Origin of the sequence: Gelidibacter algens (assembly GCF_001678675.1) — a bacterium.
In the GTDB taxonomy this organism is placed as follows: domain Bacteria; phylum Bacteroidota; class Bacteroidia; order Flavobacteriales; family Flavobacteriaceae; genus Gelidibacter; species Gelidibacter algens.
Genome location: NZ_LZRN01000013.1, coordinates 45777 through 69181 on the forward strand (window position 1 = coordinate 45777; position 23405 = coordinate 69181).

General features: G+C 37.1%; 19 protein-coding genes. 5 read left to right on the forward strand and 14 right to left on the reverse strand.

All coding sequences use genetic code 11. The features are described from left to right. Positions 1 to 27: 27 nt before the first annotated feature. On the reverse strand, positions 28 to 552 hold the full coding sequence (locus A9996_RS08335) for a DUF7935 family protein (protein ID WP_066433122.1): 525 nt from the start codon (positions 550 to 552) through the stop codon (positions 28 to 30). A 162-nt stretch (positions 553 to 714) separates the two neighbouring features. Between A9996_RS08335 and A9996_RS08340 the strand changes: the two genes are divergently transcribed. Beyond that, positions 715 to 2283, forward strand: coding sequence for a DUF748 domain-containing protein (locus A9996_RS08340; protein WP_066433124.1), 1569 nt, complete (start codon positions 715 to 717; stop codon positions 2281 to 2283). An 82-nt stretch (positions 2284 to 2365) separates the two neighbouring features. Here the strand turns inward: A9996_RS08340 and A9996_RS08345 are convergent, their stop codons facing one another. After that, positions 2366 to 3640, reverse strand: coding sequence for an amidohydrolase (locus A9996_RS08345; protein ID WP_066433126.1), 1275 nt, complete (start codon positions 3638 to 3640; stop codon positions 2366 to 2368). Positions 3641 to 3786: 146 nt separating this feature from the next. On the opposite strand from A9996_RS08345, the gene A9996_RS08350 reads away from it, so the two are divergent. Beyond that, positions 3787 to 6102, forward strand: a complete 2316-nt coding sequence (locus A9996_RS08350) for an ATP-dependent helicase (RefSeq protein ID WP_066433128.1) — start codon at positions 3787 to 3789, stop codon at positions 6100 to 6102. 4 nt (positions 6103 to 6106) lie between these two features. Here A9996_RS08350 and A9996_RS08355 read toward each other — a convergent pair whose 3' ends face one another. Next, positions 6107 to 6967, reverse strand: coding sequence for an alpha/beta hydrolase (locus tag A9996_RS08355; protein WP_066433130.1), 861 nt, complete (start codon positions 6965 to 6967; stop codon positions 6107 to 6109). 47 nt (positions 6968 to 7014) lie between these two features. On the opposite strand from A9996_RS08355, the gene A9996_RS08360 reads away from it, so the two are divergent. Continuing rightward, a complete protein-coding gene (locus tag A9996_RS08360; protein WP_066433132.1) occupies positions 7015 to 7635 on the forward strand; it encodes an L-threonylcarbamoyladenylate synthase in 621 nt (206 codons plus the stop codon). Between the two features lie 305 nt (positions 7636 to 7940). Here A9996_RS08360 and A9996_RS08365 read toward each other — a convergent pair whose 3' ends face one another. From A9996_RS08365 to A9996_RS08375, 3 genes are all read right to left on the reverse strand, one after another. Next, positions 7941 to 8810, reverse strand: a complete 870-nt coding sequence (locus tag A9996_RS08365) for an OmpA/MotB family protein (RefSeq protein WP_066433134.1) — start codon at positions 8808 to 8810, stop codon at positions 7941 to 7943. 90 nt (positions 8811 to 8900) lie between these two features. Then, positions 8901 to 9920: a glycosyltransferase family 2 protein gene (locus tag A9996_RS08370; protein ID WP_066433136.1), complete on the reverse strand. Its 1020-nt coding sequence runs from the start codon at positions 9918 to 9920 to the stop codon at positions 8901 to 8903. 60 nt (positions 9921 to 9980) lie between these two features. Further along, positions 9981 to 10430 carry a type I restriction enzyme HsdR N-terminal domain-containing protein gene (locus A9996_RS08375; RefSeq protein ID WP_066433138.1) on the reverse strand — a complete coding sequence of 150 codons (450 nt, stop codon included), beginning with the start codon at positions 10428 to 10430 and terminating at the stop codon, positions 9981 to 9983. Between the two features lie 106 nt (positions 10431 to 10536). On the opposite strand from A9996_RS08375, the gene holA reads away from it, so the two are divergent. Continuing rightward, positions 10537 to 11541, forward strand: coding sequence for a DNA polymerase III subunit delta (holA, locus tag A9996_RS08380; RefSeq protein ID WP_066433197.1), 1005 nt, complete (start codon positions 10537 to 10539; stop codon positions 11539 to 11541). A 177-nt stretch (positions 11542 to 11718) separates the two neighbouring features. Then, the gene (locus tag A9996_RS08385) at positions 11719 to 12279 is read left to right on the forward strand and encodes a type 1 glutamine amidotransferase domain-containing protein (protein ID WP_066433199.1); all 561 of its coding nucleotides are present in this window, start codon (positions 11719 to 11721) and stop codon (positions 12277 to 12279) included. 69 nt (positions 12280 to 12348) lie between these two features. Here the strand turns inward: A9996_RS08385 and A9996_RS08390 are convergent, their stop codons facing one another. From A9996_RS08390 to A9996_RS19865, 8 genes are all read right to left on the reverse strand, one after another. Beyond that, complete coding sequence (locus tag A9996_RS08390) at positions 12349 to 12933, reverse strand: BAR domain-containing protein (RefSeq protein ID WP_066433141.1); 585 nt, start codon at positions 12931 to 12933, stop codon at positions 12349 to 12351. Between the two features lie 101 nt (positions 12934 to 13034). Then, complete coding sequence (locus A9996_RS08395; RefSeq protein WP_066433143.1) at positions 13035 to 13511, reverse strand: hypothetical protein; 477 nt, start codon at positions 13509 to 13511, stop codon at positions 13035 to 13037. A gap of 6 nt (positions 13512 to 13517) precedes the next feature. Continuing rightward, complete coding sequence (locus A9996_RS08400) at positions 13518 to 13895, reverse strand: DoxX family protein (protein WP_066433144.1); 378 nt, start codon at positions 13893 to 13895, stop codon at positions 13518 to 13520. A gap of 79 nt (positions 13896 to 13974) precedes the next feature. Next, positions 13975 to 16386, reverse strand: coding sequence for an alpha-ketoacid dehydrogenase subunit alpha/beta (locus A9996_RS08405; protein ID WP_066433146.1), 2412 nt, complete (start codon positions 16384 to 16386; stop codon positions 13975 to 13977). A gap of 151 nt (positions 16387 to 16537) precedes the next feature. Continuing rightward, a complete protein-coding gene (locus A9996_RS08410) occupies positions 16538 to 18904 on the reverse strand; it encodes a S9 family peptidase (protein WP_066433147.1) in 2367 nt (788 codons plus the stop codon). 139 nt (positions 18905 to 19043) lie between these two features. Then, on the reverse strand, positions 19044 to 21824 hold the full coding sequence (locus A9996_RS08415; protein WP_066433149.1) for a gluzincin family metallopeptidase: 2781 nt from the start codon (positions 21822 to 21824) through the stop codon (positions 19044 to 19046). Positions 21825 to 22127: 303 nt separating this feature from the next. Then, positions 22128 to 22817 carry an LOG family protein gene (locus A9996_RS08420; protein WP_066433151.1) on the reverse strand — a complete coding sequence of 230 codons (690 nt, stop codon included), beginning with the start codon at positions 22815 to 22817 and terminating at the stop codon, positions 22128 to 22130. A gap of 356 nt (positions 22818 to 23173) precedes the next feature. Next, on the reverse strand, positions 23174 to 23341 hold the full coding sequence (locus A9996_RS19865; RefSeq protein ID WP_111625943.1) for a lmo0937 family membrane protein: 168 nt from the start codon (positions 23339 to 23341) through the stop codon (positions 23174 to 23176). Positions 23342 to 23405: the final 64 nt, after the last annotated feature.

The following is a 23405-nucleotide window of genomic DNA, read 5'->3' on the forward strand; positions in this document are numbered from 1 at the left end:
AAAGATGAGATTTCGTTTAGAGAAAGCTTACCACATGTCACTTACTTCTTGTTTAATGAAGGAAAGAGCAGCATCGCTTGGCGCACGTTTTTCCATCATCTCAGTCAAAACCACCTCTCTTAATTTGTTCGCAGTATCAGTTTTTTCTAAAAGACTTGCTTTTCTAATGAGTTGAATTGTGGCGTTTTTTGCGGCAGATATAATGTTCCAACACTCATCAGTAACATAGATTTGTTGTGACAAATTATGCTCAAATTCCTGTTCAATGCTTGCAATAAGTAAATTCTCATAACTATCTTTATCAGAAGATGTTGGCGTTATTCTGATCATTAATTTTGACGGTGTAATGCGCTCTAAAAAAATAGCCATTCGCTCATAGGCCTGTAATCGCAACGGCATGGTGTTGACTTGCATATCTTTTTGCAGTAAAAAGCGTCTTCTGCCATCTTCGTTTTTGGTATGTTCCTTAAAAAAATAATAAGCGATAATACCGGTTATCAAAGCGGGAATTGCGTAAAGTAGCGCATCAATTAGTTTTGTTCCTAATTCCATAATGGGATGTTAAGTTTTACCAAACATAAGATGTTTTTTATAAATTTCACAAAGAATTTTAAAAAACAGAAGTTTTGAAGCTATCGGAATATGGGTTTTGCGTTATTCTGAACTTTTTATTTTAATCTTTAAAACATGTTTCTAAAAGTATATCTTTAACTCATGACTAGACCTTTAAGAATTACATTGATAACGGTACTCACGCTATTGGTGCTCGCTATTGCTGGCTATTTTGTAGCGGATGCGATTATTTCTTCAAAGCTTGAAAATTTCCTGAAAAAAGAGTTTCCTGAGACCGTTAGCGTCGATTATGAATCATTGGATGTTAATATCTGGAGTGGCAGTGTGGTGATGGTGCGGCCAAAAATTATCAATAGAGGCACTCATACTTCAAAAACAAATGCTGAAATAGAACTGGATACGCTCTTGGTGGATGGTTTTGGCTATTGGAATTACTTGGTCAATAACAACATCCAAATAGAAAGTGTACAGTTGAGAAGTCCGAAATTGCTCTACAATCACAACAGTTCGGTTCCTAAAAATGAATATAAGTATTCTGCCTTAGAACAGCTGAAGCAAGAGATCAAGGTTGGTCGGTTTAATATTCAAAATGGGGAGCTTCATATCAAGGATATTGAAACAGACTCGCTTTTGCTGCATACTAGCAATCTGACAGCAAATGTAATGGGTATTCATCTCAATAGTAACACCGTAAAGAAACGCATTCCATTTAATTATGAAGATTATAATCTCTCTTTCAATGACTTGTTCTATAGTATGGGAGACTATGAACATCTAAAAATGACTTCGGCCAACATCACCCAGGATAAAGCAGCATTCAATCAGTTGAACTTATTTACCAAATATTCAAAAGAAAAATTGAACCAGATGATTTCGATTGAGCGTGATCATTTTAATGTCTCTATACCTTCACTGGTTTTGGAAGCTCAAGAATTTGGCTATAAAAGCGATTCCATCTTTTATTTCAAAAGTCCTAAAGTGATTATTGAAAGTCCTGAAATGTATATTTATAGAAACAAATTATTAGCTGATGATTCCACGCGTAAAAACCTATATAGTAAAATGTTAAGAAGTCTTAAGTTTGACTTAACTTTAAGTGCTATTAAATTGGAAAACGCCACCATTGTCTATTCTGAAAAAGTGAATGCAGACATGGAAGCTGGCGAAATTTCATTTACTCAAATGAATGCTGATATCAAAAATATCAGTAACACTTATGGCGCTTCAGAAAAAACGACCTTGGCTATTGATGCTATTTTTATGGCAAGAACGCCAATAAAAGTGGATTGGACTTTTGATGTCAACGACGTTAATGATGCGTTTGTTTTTAAAGTTGATATTGGCAGACTTCCCGCTCCGGATTTGAATCCGTTTTCCAAACCCAATTTAAAAGTGCAATTCGAGGGCGAGCTTTTAAAAACCTATGCCACAATTTCAGGAGATGCCAACACCGCAAGAGTAAATATGAGGGCCAATTACGAAGAGTTCAAAGTGAATGTGCTTGATAAGGACGGGAAAGATGAAAACAAACTCCTTTCGGCCATTGCAAATCTATTTATTAAGAAAGATAGCAACAAAGCTTCCGACGACTTTAGAGAAGGCTTTAAGGAAGGCATAGCCCGCGATTACACCAAATCAGTCTTCAATTTCTTGTGGCTAAGTTTAAGATCAGGACTGATCAGTATTATGACGGGAAATGGGAAAAAGTAGACCTGAGATTTGAGATGTTAGATACTAGATTCTAGATTCTAGATTCTAGATTTGAGACCTTATTGGCTAAAAAATACGAAGCCTAATTTTGATTCAAATAATCCAGTGCCAGTTGTGTCATCGTTTTGACGCCCAAAAGCATTCCACTTTCATCAATGACAAAATCAGGAGTGTGATGCGGAAATACCTCCGTATTTCCAGGGGTCATACCTCCCAAAAAGAAATAAAGTCCGGGAACAACTTCTTGAAAATATGAAAAATCTTCACCACCTGTTACGGCTTTCGTGATGATAACATTTTCAGTTCCTGCTACCTTTTGAAGTGTTGGGAGCATTGCAGCAGTTAAATCAGGATCGTTATAAGTAATAGAGGTGTTGTTTTCAAAGGTGATCGTTGCCTCGCCACCATAAGCCTTAGCAATAGTCTCTGTCATTTCAGTCATCCGCTTGATGATTTGCGCTTTCATGTCAGCATCTAAAGAGCGGACAGTCCCGATAAGTTCTGCGCTCTCTGGGATGATATTGAACCTTACGCCACTGGTAATTTTTCCGACGGTAATCACAGCAGCTTCCTGGGTCAAGTTCAATTCTCTGCTGACGATGGTTTGAAGCCCATCAATAATTTTTGCCGAAATCAAAATAGGGTCAACCCCAGACCAAGGTTGGGAACCATGAGTCTGTTTTCCCTTTACGTTGATCACAAACCGCTCTACAGCAGCCATAATCCCGCCAGATTTGTATTTAATTGTCCCCACAGGTGTGGCAGAATTGATATGGAGTCCAAAAATAGCATCCACTTTTGGGTTTTCAAGCACGCCTTCTTTGATCATCAATTTTGCACCACCTTCTTCTCCCGGTGGCGGACCTTCCTCTGCAGGTTGAAAAATGAATTTTATGGTGCCATTTATCTTGTCTTTATGCTTTGATAAAACTTCAGCAACACCCATCAAAATAGCGGTATGCGTATCATGGCCACAGGCATGCATCACCCCGGTTTTGATACCCATAAATTCTGCTGTAACTGTTGATTTGAACGGTAAATCATTGCGTTCAGTGACAGGAAGTGCATCAATGTCAGCTCTCAAAGCCACAACTTTCCCTGGGGTATTGCCTTTTAAAAGTCCGACAACGCCAGTTTTTCCTACTCCAGTTTGAACCTCCATTCCTAAAGACTGTAAGTGTGCAACAATCTTTTCGGCGGTTTTAAACTCCTGATTGCTCAACTCAGGATGTTCATGAAAATGACGTCGCCATTCAATCACCTTCGACTCTATGGCATTAAAGTCGGCGTCAAAATCAGTCTGGGCGTTTAAGGTGATGCTTCCAAAGAGGCATACAAGGAGTAGAAAGTATTTCATAGAATAAGAAGTTGTGTAATTTTTTTAAAGATATTCAAATAATTCCAGAGTGTTAAAACAAACGCAATTGTTTATAATTATTGATAAAAACGCTTACTAAAAACAGAAGCTTTGGTTAATTTCACACTCTAAAAATTAGAGGAGTTTTGGAGAAATATTTAAGTCAGTTAAATGAGGCGCAACTAGCACCAACATTGCAGAAAGATGGCCCTATGATTGTGATTGCAGGCGCTGGTTCTGGCAAAACGCGTGTGTTGACCATTAGAATTGCCTATTTAATGAGTCAGGGTGTGGATCCTTTTAATATCCTATCATTGACGTTTACCAATAAAGCTGCTCGCGAAATGAAGAGCAGAATTTCAGAAATTGTAGGAACTAGTGAGGCAAAGAACTTATGGATGGGGACATTTCACTCCGTTTTCGCAAAAATTTTGCGTATTGAAGCTGATAAATTAGGCTATCCCAGCAATTTCACCATTTATGATGCACAGGATTCCCAACGCTTAGTTTCGGCCATTATCAAAGAAATGGGTCTGGATAAGGACATCTACAAAACCAAGCAAATAAGCTCGAGGATTTCATCTTATAAAAATAGTTTGATTACCGTTAAGGCATATTTTCAGAATGCTGATTTGATTGAAGCTGATACCATGGCTAAACGCCCAAGAATGGGGGACATCTACAAAAACTATGTGGACAGATGCTTTAAGGCAGGTGCCATGGATTTTGATGATCTCTTATTGAAAACCAATGAGCTGTTGACGCGTTTTCCAGATGTGTTGGCAAAATATCAGAACCGGTTCCGATATATTTTGGTGGATGAGTATCAGGATACCAACCATTCACAGTATTTAATTGTGAGGGCATTGTCTGATCGTTTTCAGAACATTTGTGTGGTAGGTGATGATGCGCAAAGTATTTATGCGTTTAGAGGTGCAAATATCAATAACATTTTGAACTTTCAGAAGGATTACGATGATGTAAAAATGTTCCGTCTCGAGCAAAATTACCGCTCTACCAAAAATATTGTTAATGCTGCCAATTCCATCATTGATAAGAACCAGACCAAACTTGAAAAAGTAGTATGGACAGCAAATGATGAAGGCCCGAAAATAAAGGTCAACAGATTGATGACTGATGGTGATGAAGGCCGTTTTGTGGCAAGTTCCATCTTTGAAAACAAAATGGAAAATCAGTTGAACAATAGTGATTTTGCCATTTTATACCGTACCAACGCACAATCCCGTGCGATGGAGGATGCCTTGAGAAAGCGGAGCATTCCGTATAGAATTTATGGCGGACTCTCATTTTACCAACGTAAAGAAATTAAGGATGTCCTGTCTTATTTGCGATTAATTATCAATCCGGCAGATGAGGAAGCACTAAAACGTGTTATTAACTTTCCCGGGCGTGGTATTGGCCAAACAACGATAGATCGGTTGGTTGTAGCTGCAAATGGATATAACCGCTCCATTTTTGATGTGATGAAACACATTGATAAAGTAGAAATCAATATCAACTCAGGCACGAAAAATAAGCTTAAGAATTTTGTCACTTCAATTGAAAGCTTTCAGGTGATGAACCAAACGGCAAATGCCTTTGACTTGGCAGAACACGTCACCAAAGTGACTGGACTTATCAAGGAATTCAAAAATGATGGCACTCCAGAAGGCATTGCCAAAATGGAGAATATTGAGGAGTTGCTCAATGGTATCAAAGACTTTGTGGCAGGGCAGGAAGAATTGGCTGATGCCACCGGTTCCTTGGCTGAATTTATGGAAGATGTGGCCTTGGCCACAGATTTGGATGCCGATAAGGGAGATGCAGATCATGTGGCGTTGATGACCATTCACTTGGCCAAAGGTTTGGAGTTCCCGTACGTGTATATTGTGGGGATGGAAGAAGACTTGTTCCCAAGCGGAATGAGTATGAATACCCGTAGTGAGTTGGAGGAGGAGCGACGCTTATTTTACGTGGCCTTGACCAGGGCAGAAAAGCAGGCGTATTTGACCTACACCATGTCCCGCTACCGTTGGGGTAAATTGATTGATGCTGAACCAAGTCGGTTTATTGAGGAGATTGATGAAAACTTTTTAGAAATACTAACCCCTATTGATGACAGACGCTTCAATCCGATGTTGTCTGCCGATATTTTTGGCGATGTTGAGCCCAATCAGATCAGGTTTAAGAAAGCCGTCAAGCGAAAATCTGAAGAAAAACCACCTAAATTTATTCCGCCTGCCAAATTAAAGCCCATCGGGAAATCTACAGGAAGTCCAGATGTTAATTTGTTTGATGGCAAATTGACTGTCGGCAATGTCGTGGAGCACATGCGTTTTGGCAAAGGTGAAGTGATGAAAATTGAAGGCGTTGGTACAGATACCAAAGCTGAAATTAATTTTGAGCATGGCGGTGTCAAAAAATTATTATTGCGCTTTGCCAAACTAGATGTACTCGGTTAAAAGGTTATAAATGGGTTTGTGTGAATGCTTTTAATTTTGACCAAGTATCTAACAATTCAAGACCTACCCACCCATGACCAGCATTTTCATACAGTGTAAATTCATGGGTGATGCCCAATTGCTGCAAACGCGCTCTCATAGCTGTCCCTTGTGTTGTTGGTATTAATGGATCTTTTCCTCCATAAAACATAATCGTTGGAGGCGCCGTTGCTGTAACCCGATGGTATGGACTTACTTCTTCCAAAAATTCAGTAGACGCATTTACACCGTATACATCCATTAAAGCGCGAAGGTTGGGGTCTGTTGTATTTAAATAAGCAGGATCTGTGAAGTTGGTTGGACCTACAATGCTGCATACCATTTTCACATCCTTATCACTGTCAAAAGCATAACTCCAAAGCAAGGCTAAATGTGCGCCTGCACTGGTACCTATAAAACCGTAATCGTCAGAAATTCCATAAAAATCCTGGTTTTCTTTGAGGTGGCTGATTACAGATGTGATATCTTCAATCTGCATAGGATACGGTCTGTTATTGGCATCGGCCAATCTGTAATTAAGGTTGACAATGGCCAGATTTGGCAAATCCAAACGGATGATATCCTTAAGGCTATTCATATCTGCTTTATCTCCGGCAGACCATCCACCTCCGTGGACCAAAATCATAACTTTAGTTGAAGTGCTCCGGTTTTGAGGTAAATACAAATCAAATTTTTGATCGTTATCAGAACCATAACTAACATTGAGTTCTTCATAATATTCCGACGTATTTAATCCTTCATTGGGTGTATCGGTGTTTTCTTTACTACAAGAAAATGTTATCAAAACAAGTAAGACACTCAGTAAAATGACTTTTATAGCCTTCATAATAAAATATTTAATTACTTTGTAAACGATATAATAAGATGTAAAGTATGGCTGAATTTATTAAAATATATGAAGAAAACCCAAATGCGAAGGAAATAAAAAAGGTCATCAAAGTGCTTAAAGCTGGAGGACTCATTATTTATCCGACGGATACGGTATACGGGTTAGGATGTGATATCAATAATATTAAGGCTTTAGAACGGGTGGCACAAATAAAAGGAGTGAAATTGGATAAAGCCAATTTTTCATTTATATGTCATGATTTGAGCAACTTAAGCGATTATGTAAAGCAAATTGATACAGCCACCTTTAAAATTTTGAAACGTGCATTGCCGGGACCTTATACATTTATTCTTCCGGGGGCCAAAACCCTGCCGCATCCATTTAAAAAGAAAAAAACTGTGGGGATTAGGGTGCCCAATAATAATATTGCTTTAGAAATTGTAAGGCAATTGGGGAGGCCCATCATTTCTACGTCCATTAGAGATGAGGATGAAATTATTGAATATACTACAGATCCTGAATTAATTTTAGAAAAATGGGATAATTTAGTAGACTTGGTAATTGATGGTGGCTATGGTGATAATTTAGCGTCTACAATAATTGACTTATCTGAGGAACAACCAATAATCGTGAGAGAAGGTAAAGGAAGTTTGGAGATTTTCTAGATTGATTTATTATACAAAGAACAGTGGTTTCTAACAAAGATTTGAGACCGCTTCGCTTATCGATGTTAGAGCTGAGACTTTATCAGAAGCAATCTGTCTACAGTATGATTTTTTAAACTATTGCTTTTTTAAAGTTTTATAGCAAATCCCCAAGCCTATCAATTATATTCAATCATTTGAAAAATGCTGTTTTAAAGCAACTAATATCTTTTGCTTAAAGTGTTTCACATGACACGTTATTAAATATAGGGCATAAAAAAAGCTCAACGTCAAGTTGAGCTTTTTAAATATATTAAATACACTGCTTATTTCTTTGCGTCTTCAGCAATCATATTTTTCATTTCTTTTTCAACCATTTCGTAAAATTGGTCAATTTTAGGAAGCACTAATATACGCGTACGTCTGTTAGTCGCTCTGTTTTCAGCAGAATCATTAGGAACTAAAGGTACATATTCACTACGGCCAGCAGCAATCAGTTGCTTAGGATTAACGCCTAAATCTTCCAATACTCTAACAATAGATGTTGCACGTTTTACACTTAAATCCCAGTTATCTTCTAAGATGCCACCCTTTTTGTAAGGTACGCTATCTGTATGACCTTCAACCATAGCTTCAAAATCAGGTTTTCCCTTTACGACAGTTGCAACTTTACCTAAGATTTCCTTAGCTCTTGAAGTCACATTGTAACTTCCACTTTGGAATAATAATTTATCAGCGATAGAGATATAAACCACACCTTTTTCAACATTGATCTGAATGTCCTGATCACTAAGACCAACATCTTTCTTCAAACTTGTTACAATAGCAAGGGTAACACTGTCTTTTCTAGTTAATGCATCTTGCAAACGTGTAATTTTAAGATCTCTTTCTTTAAGACTTTCAAGAGATTTTTCAAGGTTATCAGCACCTTTTTGAGTCAGGATTGTTAAATTGCCCTTAGTGCTAATCAAATCTTCATTGGTTCTGCGCATGTCTGCCAATTGTGCCTGTAAACCTTCAACACGTGCCTGAGCGGTAGCATTGTCTGACAGACAGCTGTTCAATTTAACAGTTGCAGTGTTTAATAAATCTTGCGTTTCTTTTTGCTTTGCTTCCAGCGCTGAGTATTCTTTTTTGGATACACATGAGCTTAAAACCAACAATGAAACCACACTTAATAACATGATTTTTTTCATAATGGTAGTGATTAATTAATTAGAAATTTAACAGTCCAAAATTATATAAAAAACGGTAGCTACAAGAAGAATTAACAAATAATTTAACACTTAATTTAAATCCTTAAATTTCCTTTTATTTTTTATAAAATACAGCCATACAATGGATTCAACTTGGTAATATTTGGAAACTGATTCCTTTAAAAGTTGTGATCTCAATACACGACGTTTTTTAAGCAAGCTTGTAAAATTGGAGTAAAAATTTCCATGCGCCCGAAGCACTGCCCATATGTGGGCGAACTTAAATTCTGTTAAGAATTTCAAACTTGCAATGCCATCCAAAACAAGCCGCATAAATATTAAAAGGAACAGGTTTTTAGGTGCATTCTTGGTTATGGCGAACAAACTGTTTCTAAAATTGAGGTATGTTTTTTTAGGATTTGTAGCGTTTAAAGTGGCACCACCCACATGGTAAACAGCAGAAGTACCTACATACCTCGTGACATATCCTAAATTGTGGGCGCGCCAGCAGAGATCTATTTCTTCCATATGGGCAAAAAATGAATCATCAAAACCATTTAAAACTTCAAAAACTGATTTTCTGATAAATAAACAAGCTCCAGATGCCCAAAAAATTTGAGTAGTATCGTTGTATTGACCAACATCTTTTTCAATAGCATCAAAAATTCGTCCCCGACAGTACGGGTAACCGAATTTATCGATAAATCCACCGCCAGCCCCAGCATATTCAAAATAATCTTTGTTTTTGTGATCTAGAATTTTGGGTTGTACTAGCGCCGTTTTAGGTTCGGTTTTAAAGATGGTATATATAGGTTCCAACCAATTTTGCGTCACTTCAACATCACTGTTTAAAAGACAAAGGATCTCTTCATCAACATGTTTCAACGCATCATTATAGCCCTTAGCGTAACCACCATTTTCTTTATTTTGAATTATTTTTACCGAGGGATAATGGGCTTTCAAAAATTCAACAGAGTCATCTGTAGAGGCATTATCTGCCACATATATGGCAGCTTCTTCAGAATGCTCTAAAACCGAGGGAAGAAATTTTTCCAACAAGGCTTTCCCATTCCAATTTAATATAACAACGGCTATTTCTTTTTTAATCACAAATTAACGATTTTACACCTAACACCTAACACCTAACACCTAACACCTAACACCTAACACCTAACACCTAACATACTCAGGAATATCCTTTAAAAACACATAATTTTCCGCTTCAAAATCCATCTGACAGTAATAATGGTCCAATCCGTTGGTAACCATCAAATAATTAGCCTTTAAGGAAAGGTTGTAGCGTGCAATTTGATCAAAAGTTGTTTGATCAATTTTAATCTGTGGGGCTTTGCATTCTACAATTAAATGCACCTCGCCTTTGCTATTAAACACTACAATATCATACCGTTTTTTTAAGTTATTGATGGTCAATTCCTTTTCAACATTGATCAATGAATGTGGATATTTCTTTTCAGTCATCAGGTAATGCACGCAATGCTGACGCACCCATTCTTCGGGTTGTAAGATGACAAACTTTTTACGAACCGTGTCGAAAATAGATACTTTATTTTCGCTATTTTTGAATCGAAACGAAAACTTTGGGAAATTTAGTGGTTGCAATACTTCAAAATTTTATAGTCCCAAAGTTAAACTTCAATCATCAAATACCAAATTCCGAGGTTATAAATTGGAATTTGGAGCTTTTAATTTAAAAAATTTACCACGTTTGGACGAAGTTAAACAGATAGCCGCCGACATTAAGAGCAGAAAATTAAAACCCATCTATTTTTTAATGGGTGAGGAGCCTTATTATATAGATAAGCTTTCCGATTTTATCGAAGACAATGTGCTTACGGAAGAAGAGCGTGGCTTCAATCAGATGGTACTTTATGGACGTGATGTGTCTATAGATGATATTGTAGGAAATGCGAAGCGCTTTCCAATGATGGCGGAATATCAGGTCATTATTGTTAAGGAAGCTCAGGATTTGTCCCGAAATATTGAAAAGTTGGTTGACTATGCCAAGCAACCACAACCTTCCACTATTTTGGTGTTTAATTATAAGTATAAGACGATAGATAAGCGCAAATCACTATATAAAACCCTAAATAAAATGGGTGTGGTTTATGAGAGTAAGAAACTCTATGAAAACCAAGTAGCGGATTGGATCAGGCGTGTGTTGTCTCCTAAAGATTATTCGATTTCTCCAAAAGCGTCTCAAATGTTGGTCGAATTCTTAGGCACTGATTTGAGCAAGATCAATAATGAGCTGGAAAAACTTCAGATCATTTTACCAAAAGACACACAAATTTCTCCAGAACATATCGAAGAGAACATTGGGATCAGTAAAGACTTCAATAATTTTGAACTTCGCAAGGCCATTGGCGATGGGGATGTCAAAAAAGCCCACCAAATCATCAATTACTTTGCTGAAAACCCGAAGGACAATCCAATGGTAGTTACGGTGTCTTTATTGTTTAATTTTTTTAGTCAGCTGCTGTATTTTCATGGATTGAATGATAAATCTCCACGTAATGTTGCTTCAGCATTAAAGATTAACCCTTATTTTGTAAACGAGTATATCACTGCAGCACGCAACTTTCCTATGAAAAAAGTGAGCAGTGTGGTGGGTACTCTGCGCGATTTTGATGTTAAAAGCAAAGGGGTTGGCGCCAATGCCGTATCGCAGGGTGATTTGTTGAAAGAACTTCTGGTTCGAATAATGAGATAGACTACATGTATCTCATTGCCTATAATAGCTAATAATCTTGAGAGTTACCTTTTTATTTTAAGATGTCTTAACATATACTATTAAGCTTAGGTTAAACCCTCTGTAATATGCTCTTGTCGCTTATTTTTTAAGTAAATTGAAATGAAATCAATTATTAATTTAAAAAATATATATACCATGGAAAACTTAAATAGAAAGAGAGTTGCAATTTTAGCAACAAACGGATTTGAAGAAAGTGAATTAAGAGAACCAAAAAAAGCTTTAGAAAAAGCAGGAGCTGAAGTCCATATTATTTCAGAGAAATCTGGAAAGATAAAATCATGGGCAGATGGAAATTGGAGTGCAGACTATAACGTTGATAAAACTTTAGACGATGTCAACCAAAAAGATTACCATGCATTAATGTTGCCAGGTGGTGTTATTAATCCTGATAAATTAAGAACCAACCCTAAGGCGGTCAATTTTGTAAAATCATTTTTTGAAAACCATAAACCAGTAGGGGCAATTTGCCACGGACCATGGTTGTTGGCAGAGGCTGATGTGTTGAAGGGACGTAAAATGACATCTTACGGTTCTATCAAAACTGATATGATCAACGCAGGTGCAAATTGGGTAGACCAAGAAGTAGTTGTGGATGAAGGCTTGGTAACGAGCAGATCTCCTGAAGATTTGCCTGCATTTAATGCCAAGCTTGTTGAAGAAGTTTATGAAGGTAAGCACGAAGATCAAGTAGCATAATCATTCAATATAGTTGAAGAAAAAGCGTCATACATTAAGTTGTAGGACGCTTTTTTTATTTCACTCGCATCAAAACGCTGTAAATTGCAGCAATATTTTTTCCAATTTCTTAAAGTTGGCATCGTAGGTTTCTCGAGTTGATGTCAAATCAATCCACAAGTAAGATTTAGAGGTTTCAACGATGATGTAGCAACAATTATAAAACGTGTCTTCTGTTTTTAGCTGCACTTTAAAAGCTTTTCCAATGGTGTTAAACTCTGAAAGGTTCTTTTTGAATAAGACTTTCTGATTGGTCGACCACTTTGGCGTGTCTCCTGATTTATAACTGGAAATAACCCAGTTTTCAAAATTTTGAAGCGTCTTGAACTTTTCTTTTTCAAAAGCTTTAACTAATAGCGCACTTTTTGATTTATCTATTTCATCAAACGTGCCACCAAAAAAGTTGGGACTTGGTGTTTCTTTAATATCCCACCATTTGGGGATGATCACACTATATCCGTTAGCTGAATCTGCATAACTGATTTGGTATTCTCCAGAACTCTGCTTTGAAATTATTTGGGACACATTGGTAAGAACAATTGGTTTTGTTTGTGAAATGCCACAAAAAGACACTAGTGAAAGAAACAAGAATATCACAACAGATTTTATGTTCATATAAGCTTAAGGTGTTGCTATTTGATTTTGTAACGCGATGGTCTCCGCATTATTGAGTTGACACTTTTAAAGACTAGTTTTAAACGTTATAAAATTATAATTTAGCGTTCTAAGCCCTCCAATTCCAGATGGTAATCATACTGTAAATCTTCATGCAACGTGCTCACTATTTTTTTTATAAGCACAATTTGCCGCTCATAGGAGTTGGTAAGCGTTACATTTTTAAAAATTGAAGGTTTAAAATCCTTAAGAACAGTGCAAAAATGAAGTAACAATTCTACCTCAGTTTCTTTTTTAAGTGAATATCTGGCGTACTTTTTAACAGTCTTCAAGATTTTACGAACACTCTTTTTTATATAGAAATAATTTTTGGTGTTGATGCCCTCAAATTGGGCATTTATTTCTGCCTTTACACTTTCGATATAACCAGATTCGTCGTGAGATTCAAACAGCAAATAGGTGAGCAGTTCCTTGTTTTCTTTTTTGAATTTAGAGAGGCGCAAACAAAGTTCCAGCAATTCTTCTGAAGACCGATGTTTTAATTCTTTCTTTATAGTTACAACAGAGACTGCTTTCATTTAACGTTATTTTCTTCCGTCTACTGAATATCTTCCAGCGCCAACCAAGGCAATCACAACAAATGCCAACAGATAGAGTAAGGCCATTTCTTTAGTGGCAAAGTCATCATTAATATGAACAACAAATGCTGCTACTGCCATAGTAATCACAACAGGAATAGCCGCAATTCTTGTTTTAAAACCAATCAAGACAAAAATCGGTGCAACTACTTCCCCAATTATTGCTAATACCAGAGATGCGGTACTTCCAATACCAATTGGATCAGGAAAACCAGAAGCATTTTCAAGAAGCATGTTAATTTTGGGGATACCATGGGTAAGTATCATTCCTGAAAAGGAGACTCTTAATATGGCAAGAGCCAAATCGTTTAGGTTGTTTTTCATTCGAATCTGGTGGTTTAAAATTTTTAAAGGCTTTATACTATAATTTATTCTTAATTTTAAAATAGATACTATGAGCGCTTTATCTCAATTTAGGATAACTTTCAGGACTCACCTCATGCATGATTGCATACACACTTTCAAAAATGTCTTCTGCCGATGGTTTTGAAAAATAATCACCATCTGTTCCATATGCAGGTCTGTGTGGACGAGCTGTCAACGTTTTCGGTTGACTATCTAAATATTGGTAGGCGTTTTGGGTATTCAAAATGGCGTTGAGCAAATAGGCTGAGGCACCACCAGGAACATCTTCATCGATAACCATCAATCTATTGGTTCTTTCAACACTTTTAACAATATCATGATTTAAATCGAGAGGCAATAAAGACTGAACGTCAATGACTTCAGCATCGATACCAACTTCCATTAATTCTTTGGCGGCCTGTTCTACCAAGCGCAATGTGGAACCATAGGACACTAGGGTAATGTCTTTTCCTTCTTTAATAGTTTCTACTACGCCAAGAGGTGTTTTAAACTCACCTAAATTGGTTGGCAGTTTTTCTTTAAGACGGTAGCCATTCAAACACTCTATAATAAGCGCAGGCTCATCACTTTCTAAAAGCGTATTGTAAAATCCTGCAGCTTTGGTCATATTTCTAGGCACTAAAACATGGATGCCCCTAATCAAATTCAACACCCCTCCCAATTGAGATCCAGAATGCCAAATGCCTTCCAACCGATGACCTCTGGTGCGCACAATTAAGGGCGCTTTTTGTCGGCCATGGGTTCTGTAATGCAAAGTTGCCAAATCATCACTCATAATTTGAAGCGCGTATAAAATGTAATCTAAATACTGAATTTCAGCAATAGGGCGTAAGCCGCGCATCGCCATCCCAATACCTTGACCCATAATCGTGGCTTCACGGATACCTACATCAGCAACTCTTAGTTCGCCATACTTTTCTTGAAGTCCTTCCAAACCTTGATTGACATCACCAATAGTACCGGCATCTTCACCAAAAATTAAAGCTTGCGGGTATTTCTTAAAAATCGCATCAAAATTATCACGGAGCACCAATCTGCCATCCACATCATCTGCAGAAGCGTCATACGTTGGTTTTACTTCCTTGATTTGTAAAGCTGATTTTTTAGATTGACTGTAAAGATGTGAGCTGTATCTTGGTTGAATTCTATCTAAATAGGCATCAATATACTTATGGGCAGCGTCTTTTTCTGCAGAATTTTCAGAAATCACATAACGCAATGCTTTTCTGACCGCAGAAGCAATGTCTTTTCTGATAGGTTCAGCAGCATTGGTCAATTCTGTAACGATGCGTTCAATAAATACTTTATTAGCGCTAGAATTTGCAAGATTGGTAATCAGCTGGATCGCTTCTTGTTGCTCTTCCTTCATAGGATTTTGGTAAGCTTCCCAAGCTGCTTTTTTACCTTCCCTAACTTGTTTCTTGATATTTTTATCAGTGGCGTCCAATTCAACCTCAGTGGAAATGCCGTGGCTAATGATCCATTCGCGCATTTTACGGATACAATCATTTTCTATTTCCCAATCTAAACGCTCTTTACTTTTGTAGCGTTCATGAGAACCAGATGTGGAATGCCCTTGCGGTTGTGTCAGTTCTACAACGTGAATCATGACAGGCACATGTTCTTCCCTTGCAATTTTGGAGGCACGTTGATAGGTTTCTATTAATTCAACATAATCCCAGCCATTTACTTTTAATATTTCATAACCTTTATAGTCTTTATCTCTTTGGAAACCTTTTAAAATTTCAGAAATATTCTCTTTGGTGGTTTGATGTTTCGCATGTACTGAAATACCGTATTCATCATCCCAAATGCTAATAACCATTGGAACTTGTAAAACACCCGCAGCATTTATGGTTTCAAAAAACAAACCTTCACTAGTACTGGCATTACCGATGGTGCCCCAAGCTACTTCATTTCCTTTATCAGAAAACTTCAGACTGTTGATGCCACTGACGTTTCTATATATTTTTGAAGCTTGTGCCAATCCTAAGAGCCGTGGCATTTGGCCAGCAGTAGGAGAGATGTCTGCACTCGAGTTCTTTTGCTCCAATAGGTTTTTCCAATCGCCTTTTTCATCCAAACTATGGGTGCCAAAGTGGCCTCCCATTTGACGACCTGCTGACATGGGATCATTGTCAATATTAGGATCACCATAAAGGCCTGCAAAAAATTGCTGGATACTCAATTCTCCAATGGCCATCATAAAGGTTTGGTCTCTGTAGTATCCAGAGCGGAAATCTCCATTTTGGAATACTTTGGCCCAAGCCAATTGTGGAACCTCTTTACCATCGCCAAAAATGCCGAATTTAGCTTTTCCAGTCAATACTTCTCTTCTGCCCAATAGACTACATTCTCTGCTGGTCATGGCAATTTTGTAATCACTAAGAACTTCTGATTGAAATTCTTCAAAAGAGATATCCTTGATAGTTTTTGGCGTCGTTTGCATAAGGTGGTTTTTAGATATTGCAAAAGTAGTCAAAACAGACAAGTATTGCAATTCAAATACGTGTTACAGGGTTGAATTGACGTTTAATTACCAAGCCTTGGCATCGTATAAGTCTGTGTGTCAAGTGCTGATAATTAAGTTGTTAATGCTTTTATTTTTTGAGTAAGGTTGTATTAAAGAGCTTTAAGATGCGCTTATACTCATCGGTCCAGCTACTCGGTTCTACAAAACCATGATCTTCTGCAGGGTAAATGGCCATTTCCCAATTGTCCTTGCCCAATTCTATCAAACGTTGCGACAATCTTACCACATCTTGAAAATGCACATTGACATCTACCATCCCGTGTGCCATCAGCAAATTACCTTCCAAACCTTCTGCAAAGTAAATAGGAGATGAACGTTGATATGCAATAGGGTCATTGAACGGCTCATTTAATATGTTGGCAGTATATCCGTGATTGTAATGCGCCCAATCTGTAACTGACCTCAAGGCAGCACCAGAAGTAAATGTTTCAGCCTCAGTAAATAATGCCATTAACGTGATAAATCCGCCGTAACTACCTCCATAAATTCCGATTTTTTCTTGATCAATCCCATAATTATCAACTAAATATTTGGCACCATCCACTTGGTCAGATAAATCTTTTCCACCCATATGTCTGTAAATTCCTGTGCGCCAATCTCGACCATAGCCTGCACTGCCTCTATAATCTATGTCGATAACCGTGTAGCCTAAATCAGTCAATAAATTATGGAACATGTATTCTCTAAAATATGATGACCACCACTTATGGACATTCTGTAAATAGCCAGCGCCATGTACGAAAATGACGGCTGCATTGTTTTTGACCGAAGCTTCAGGAACATACAATCTTGCAGGAACTTGTGCGCCATCTTCGGCCTTAAAAGTAATGAGTTTAGGATCTCTCCAAGTATAAGATTGGAATGCATCAGATTGTCCAGAAGTCAATTGCTCTGCTTCTGCTTTTGCTGAATTCTTCTTATAATATAGCTCCCAAGGTTGATTGCTGTAGGAGTGACGAATGGCCATGTGTTTTTCATCAGGAGAAAGACTCACGTCATTATTGCCCGTCATGGTGGTGAGTTGCCCCATTGTTCCACCCATAATCGGCATTGTATAGAAATGTCTTTCGGCTGGGCCAACTTCAGAGGTGGATAAGTACCAATTTTTTTTGTCGTTGGACATAAAAGGGTCAAAAACTTCAAAATTCCCTGAGGTCAATGCTTTTTTCTTGCCATTTGTCACATCTAAAAGATAGAGGTGTGAATAGCCAGTGGCTTCAGATTGAAAATACAGATGCTTATTATCTGGCAGCCACCCCATAGTACCGCCACCCATGGTCCAGCCAATTCCGGGGCCGGCAATCCATGCTTCATCGCGTTGCCTGTCTAAGTTGGTCAGTTCACCTGAGGTCAAATCTAATTTCGCAATCCAACGGTCTTTGTTGTCTTTTGAGCGCACATTCACGATAGCGTGTTGGCCGTTGTCAGAAAAATAAGCTTGCGAACTAATGACTTCGCGTTCTTTTTCTTCCCATTCTTTATCTGGATAATCTTTCACGTAATCTGGTAAATCCTTAATACCAGGCAAGGTGCTCGTGTTGACGGTATAAACAGTATCTTTTTCGATATTGTAAATAGCCAATGCCACTTTGGTTTCATCATCACCGACTTTAGAACGGGTGCCCAAATCAGTGGTATAACTGGAGGCATCAATGTAATTTGGTACAATGGTGGCATCGCTTTTGCCACGTTGGTAGAGTGTAAAAGTAACATACTTGGCATCAGGAGATACTTGTAAGTTGAAGATCTCGTTGTCTCCTGAATAATAGGTATAGGCCTCTTTTTCTTTTCGAGCTTCTCTTATTTTTTTGGAAGTTTCTTTGTTGTCTTCGCGTTCTTTGACCACGCTCAATAATTTGAGATTTTCTTCTTCCAAAAACGACGCTTTATCTGAAGATTTTGGATCTTTCTTTTTTGGCGCCTCACCCGATTTGATCTGGGTCAGTTTTTTTAAGATGCCTGTTTCTTGTGAATAGATATAAGCATTATCATCTGCCTCAAAAGCGATCCAGTCTTCATTCGCCAGAAAATTAGGGTTGCTTATGTTTTTTGGGAATTGGAGTAACTCTGTTTCCTTGTCAGATTTGACATCAAATATGATGAGGGTGTTGCCTTTGGCGTAAATCTTTTTGGTTTTTTTGCTGTTGTATGTGCCCCTGGCAAAGTCTATATCTTTCTCTTCTGTCCAAGTTACTTTTTCAATGTTTTTGGGATTTTTTAAACGGATGCGATACAATGAATCTGAGGGATCATCATCTCTATTATAATTAAAATAAATGGCGCTGCTGTTTTGATCCCATTTGATATTGGAAGGGAAAGTGCCCATCCATTTTGGGTCTTGCATTATTTTTTCTACCGAAAGATCGCTTTGTTGCGCGTAGATATTGATAAACAGTACAGAAAAAAGAATACTGAAGAAAATAGATTTTGTCATTAGTTATAGTTTAAAACACGGTTGGACTAAACTACATAATTTTAAAAATATAAAACCAATGAAAAGAGATAAATTGAAAATTAAATCTTTTTTTTCCGACAATTAAAATCAGCCAAAATCTGCGCTATCTGATGGAGATTTAATACCATTTACGTCTAAAAAGTCCCAAAAGTACTTCTGGGTCTAGCGTAAATTTGATGCGGATGCGTTGGCTGTAATTAGGCTCATCAACTTCCCAGCCCAAGTTGGAATAAATAGGGAAATAGAGTTCAAAATAATCAGTAACCAAATTGAGCCTGATGCCAGAATCATAAACGAACTTAGGGTTAACCGACTTGTTTTTTACCAAGCCGATATCTCCATAAGCTTCAATAAAGCGCCACAAAGTAGTGCTCACATTGGCCGTCGTCATCCATTGGTTGGCGAACGGGGTGTCTAATTTTGATTTGAAACCACCTTCCGCAATGATAATTTGCTGACTAAAAATACCTGTATCTTCTGAACGTCCCAAATAATTGTAATCAAACAAATAATCGGTTGGCCTGTCTAATGCAAAACTAAAGAAATCTGAATTTTCATCGGTTTTATTGTAGAGGAATGTTCCGGCAAAAAATCTGAAATTGAACTGTCGGTTATTTTCTGTCAATTTTCGCCATTCGTAGTTCACTGATATTTTTCCAAATTGTCGGGCTGCTTGAAAGTCGTAGTAAAACTTTGAATAATCAATCAAATCAGTATAGGCATTCACATATCTTACGTTAAAAACACTATAATCAGGGTTTGTTACCGTTAGCAGTGGATTATTATTGGTTCTGGAAATGTCTAAATACCTGAAATTTATAAAGCTCGATTTGTTCGATCTGTAATTGTCATTATCCCTAAAATAGAGTGATACGCTCGGACTTATAACTGTTACAAAAGCGTTTTCAGCGAAAGAGGAATAACTGCCTCCCAAACCGTAATTGATCCGGAACAAATCTTGGTCTTCAACATGTTGCGTATAAATCCCGCTGGCACCACCAGTGATTGTTTTTGAATTAAAAGAATATTTGGGCGACAGTCTATAACTGAAATTCTTCATTAAAAGTGTCTTGTTATACACTTTTGCGCCCAAGGTGAGTCCGTCGTAAATATTATTAAACTCCACTAGTGGCATAAAAAACACCTGATTGTAATTGGGGTCTTCTATATCCTTAAACAATCTAAACTGCAACGGTTTGTTGTTAAAAAACCAACCTTCCAAAGATTTCCAATTATCTCTCAAGTTATATTCAGGGATGGTGTTGTCGTAATTCAAAACCAACTTCGTTGCATCGTTGTGTGGAATGGTCAATGTTTTTGATCCATGAACATCCTCGATCCATTGTTTTGAAAGCACGGAATCATTTTTTAAGGTGAATAGAGAAACCGGAACATTGGTTTTTCTCTTATTCTTAATGGTGAATGTCACGGAATCTTTTGTCTTAATGACATCCTTGATTCTAAAATCTATTTTTTCAGTGGTATTGATATAATCCGTAAAGAACCAATCCACGTCTTTATCTGTATTCTTTTTGAGCAAATTTTCAAAATCCGAAATCGTAGTTGCTTTTAATGAGAAATTCTGAAGATATTCTTGAATGGTTTTTTCGACAATGCCTGAATTGACAAAATCATTTAGATATTTAAGTCCGATGCCTGCTTTGTATTTCCCGGCAATGTTCGCATTGAATTTCAATAGAGAATCCTTTGCTGTGGTTAAGGATTGATCTCTATTGGTACGCGCCATTTGCATAAAATAGAGATTATACTGCTCATTAAAATCAACATCTGCTGCGTGAAAAGAACGAATGCCCCAAAAATTAGATAAGGTGCCCAACAACTTTAGGTCTGGATAATATTCGTCAATATATTTCATCAAATAATAAATCTGAATACCATCTTTGAGCCAGTATTCTTTTCTCGAATCTAGCAATAATGTATTGTCCAAATAATTTTTTAAGGTGGTTTTTAAAAGCTTCAGTTCATATTGAAGATTACCAGGGAAAGGATTGATGAATTTTGGAAGTTGATTTAAACCATAAAGAGGATCTTTTCTATATTCAATATCCGTTACCAATAAATAATTATGCGGATATGGCCCAAGATTTTCAGTAATGAATTGGGTGATTTTATCCGTGATGATAGCACGATCTGTTGGCATGATGCCTTCATTTTCCAAATTGGTGATGACCGTAAAATTATCAGTTTGCACAAAATTAAATTTAGGAAACTTATTGAGATAAAGTTTACTATCTACACGATCTTTACCAAATAAGGAGAAGGTTTGTGTGCTGTCATTCTGTGTGATGTCTTGAATATCAAGTTCGGAATAAAGGGCATAATTCTTTGGAAACTCGAGCTTTAAAAAGAGGTTCGCTTTGGGAATAAATAAATCATCTAAATTCTTATTGCTATAATAATGCCATTGGCCATCATAGGCAGCGGGCGTCATATACCAATATTTTAAATTGAACTCATTGTTATCAGTCACCCCATAGTCTGTAAACGTATGGTCTGGAAATTGTAAATTGTAAAATAACTGAATTTGATAGGATTGGTTTGGCAAAAGGGGCTCAGAAAGTTGCACTTCTACCACATCTGGATGTAATTTTAATCTGGAATGCATCAGTTCTTGATCTTTACTATCTCTTATGGCGGTGATATTTGTATAGCCACGCATCTCATTCTTGGCAAAATGGAATTTCGTACTGTATTCCTGCGTAAACCTATCTGCCAAAGGGGTGCGTTTGGTTGAAAAACTGTTGTTCCAATCGTTGAGATAGATGGTTTTTAAGGTGTCGTTTGAAGTGTTCTGGTAATGAATGGTTTGCGCTATTTTTGCGCTCTTGTTGGGCATGTTGAACTGGGCATCGATTTTGATCTCATTTTGACCAAACATTAGCACCGAATATAAGATTACGAAACTTAAAAGGATACGTCGTTTCAATATGCTATGATAAACTTTAGGGTTTTCAACTGTTTTGAGAGATAATGATAAAGTGTAGACTTTTTGCTAGTACCGTCATGTTCTCGGCTTAATATATCGTATTAGAAGTGGTTATGGTTTTTTAATAGAGGCTATTTGTGAATAATTTCAGAGCACATTTCAAATAAGTGCGAAAAATGTGCTCTAAAAATCAAATCATCTCCTAAGATTTAAGGATCAAAGGTTCAGTAGAGAGACCAAGTAATCTGTATTACTTTAGAAATTAGGACTCAATTCAAATTCCTTATAAAAACTGTCGAGAATTTCGATGACTTCATCAGGAGTGTCCACCAAATGCACCAATTCCAAATCCTTGTCACTAATATTAGTGAAAGAATCCAGCAATATTTCTCTAACCCATTCTAAAAGACCCGACCAAAAATCTGTTCCTACTAAAATTATCGGGAATTTTTCAATTTTATTGGTTTGTATCAAGGTGATGGCTTCAAACAATTCATCTAAGGTTCCAAAACCACCAGGCATTACCACAAACCCCTGGGAGTATTTTACAAACATGACTTTTCTTACAAAAAAGTAATCAAAGTCTAAACTTTTATCAGCATCGATATACGGGTTGTCATGTTGTTCAAAAGGGAGATCAATGTTCAATCCCACCGAAATACCTCCTGCAATATGTGCGCCTTTGTTTCCTGCTTCCATAATTCCAGGACCGCCACCAGTGATCACACCGTAACCATGTTCTACAATTTTTTTGGCGACTTCTTCGGCTAGTTTATAATATTTATGATCTGGCTTAGTACGTGCTGAACCAAAAATGGAAACGCATGGTCCTATTTTGCTCAATTTTTCATACCCATTGACAAACTCTCCCATTATTTTAAAAATGGCCCAAGAATCGTTCGTTTTTATTTCATTCCAAGCTTTACTGTGTTTCTCTAATCTCATTCTGTATATGCTCTATTGTTTATTTTTATTTTTTATTTATTATTCATGATTCAGTCCTCAGTCTTCGGTCATCCGTCATCCGTCATCCTCCACATTGCCAAAACAGACAAATTTAAAAGAAAATAAGACAATAACTTCTATTCAACGTATTTTAAAACTAGTTAAGGATAAGATTTTTATGAAATGTTCCCGATCAGACTAATTTCTGTAGCATTTTTATCTGATAGTGAAATATGGTGTACTAAAAAAGATCTTGTTCTTGACGATTGTGGATGGAGTTGTGAACAAAAAAAGGCAAATCTCTCGATTTGCCCATTTGATAAGATAATTGGTTGCTGAAATGTTTTAAGACTCATTTAGAGTGCTTTACGACCGGAAATAATGTTATAAAGAATAGCAATAACTGCGATTACCAATAGAATATGGATCAAGCTACTGTCTGCCAATCCTGGAACAACACCTAAAAAGCCCAAAAGCCAAATGACAATACAAATTACGGCTACAAGCCAAAGAATACTTCTCATAATTGATAGTTTTTAAGTTATATGACTAATATAGTAAAGATTTGTATTGATACCGTGCCGATAC